Here is a 1,321-nt window from a genome sequence, read left to right on the forward strand (position 1 = left end):
AGAGAACGGTGCGGAGGCACCAGAAGGCACACGCCAACCAAAAAGGCGCGTGCCGGGGCACTCTGCGATAGGCACTCAGCTATATTCAAGATCACTGACAGTCACCAAAACAGATAAACGGTGATCTGGGTCACGGGACTTAGCTCCACAAAACCCGACATGCCAAACAGGCTGCAAATAAGCCTCGAATACGGTTCTTAACGCACCTTCTACGCGACATCGCGTACGAAAAACTTTTAAATCGGGCATTACCTAAAAGAAACCTTCAGGTCGGGTAACAATCTTGTAACCACACATGTCGATGGCTGCTGTGCGATCGTGTGGCCGCCTTCTGCCCCTCGGTACGCCGTTCGGGGCTGTTTGTGCTGCCCATTCCGCCTCGGTCCCCACGGGAGTAGACCGCCGTGACCGCGCCTCGCTTACTCAGCCCGTTCGTGCGTACGCGCACCCGGCTGGGCGTCACCATCGGCCTTGTCATGGCCGCTGCCCTGACCGCCGCTTCCCTACCTCTGATTCCCGACGACGAAAAGCCGATCGCCGCACAGGATGAGCCCGTCGCGGCCATCCCCGCCGGCATCGGCCCCAAAGACGAGGCCACGGCCCTGCAAGAGGCCCGCCGCACCGGCAAGGACGTCCTCGTCGACCGCGCCACCACCGCCTTCAGTCAGCTCTTCGCCCGCCCCGACGGCCAGCTGCGCGACGTCACCAGCGCACTGCCGCAGCGAGCAAAGGACGAGAACGGCCAGTGGGCGCCGATCGACAACACCCTCAGCCTCGACCCCACCGCCACCGACGGCCTCGGCGTGATCCCGGCCAACCCGCCGGAAAAGGTCCGCTTCAGCGGTGGCGATAAAGGCAATGGTGAAAAAGGCAAGGGCGCCGGTGCGGAGGCCGGCGCCACCGTCCTCGCCGAAGCCGAGGCCAAGGGCCACACCATCACCTACACCTGGCCGGGCACCCTGCCCGAACCGGTACTCGACGGCTCCCGCGCCCTCTACCCCGAGGTCTCCCCCGGAGTCGACCTGCTCCTGGTCGCCCGCCAGGAAGGCGGCCTCGGCCTGCTGCTGATCATCAAGAACCGCGAAGCCGCCGCCACGGTCAAAGCCCTGACCTACGGCCTGCGCGCGGACGGCGCGATCTTCCGGCACAACGCCGAGACCGGCGGCCTGAGCGTCCTGGACGCCGCTACCCAGGCCGAGATCGCGAACATCCCGACCTCGATGGCGTGGGACTCGGCCGGCAAGGACCCGGAATCACCGGAGAAGCCGCAGCTGTCCACCGCCACCTCGGCCGACGTCCTCAAGCTCAGCGGCCTGAGCGG

Annotated in this window: 1 pseudogene; it reads left to right on the forward strand. The window is 65.6% G+C overall.

The window, feature by feature from the left end:
* Window positions 1-404 precede the first annotated feature (404 nt).
* Window positions 405-1,321 (forward strand): annotated as a pseudogene (locus tag B0I29_RS45040) (hypothetical protein); the annotation flags it as partial.

Origin of the sequence: Actinoplanes lutulentus (genome assembly GCF_003259845.1) — a bacterium.
Classification (GTDB): domain Bacteria; phylum Actinomycetota; class Actinomycetes; order Mycobacteriales; family Micromonosporaceae; genus Actinoplanes; species Actinoplanes lutulentus.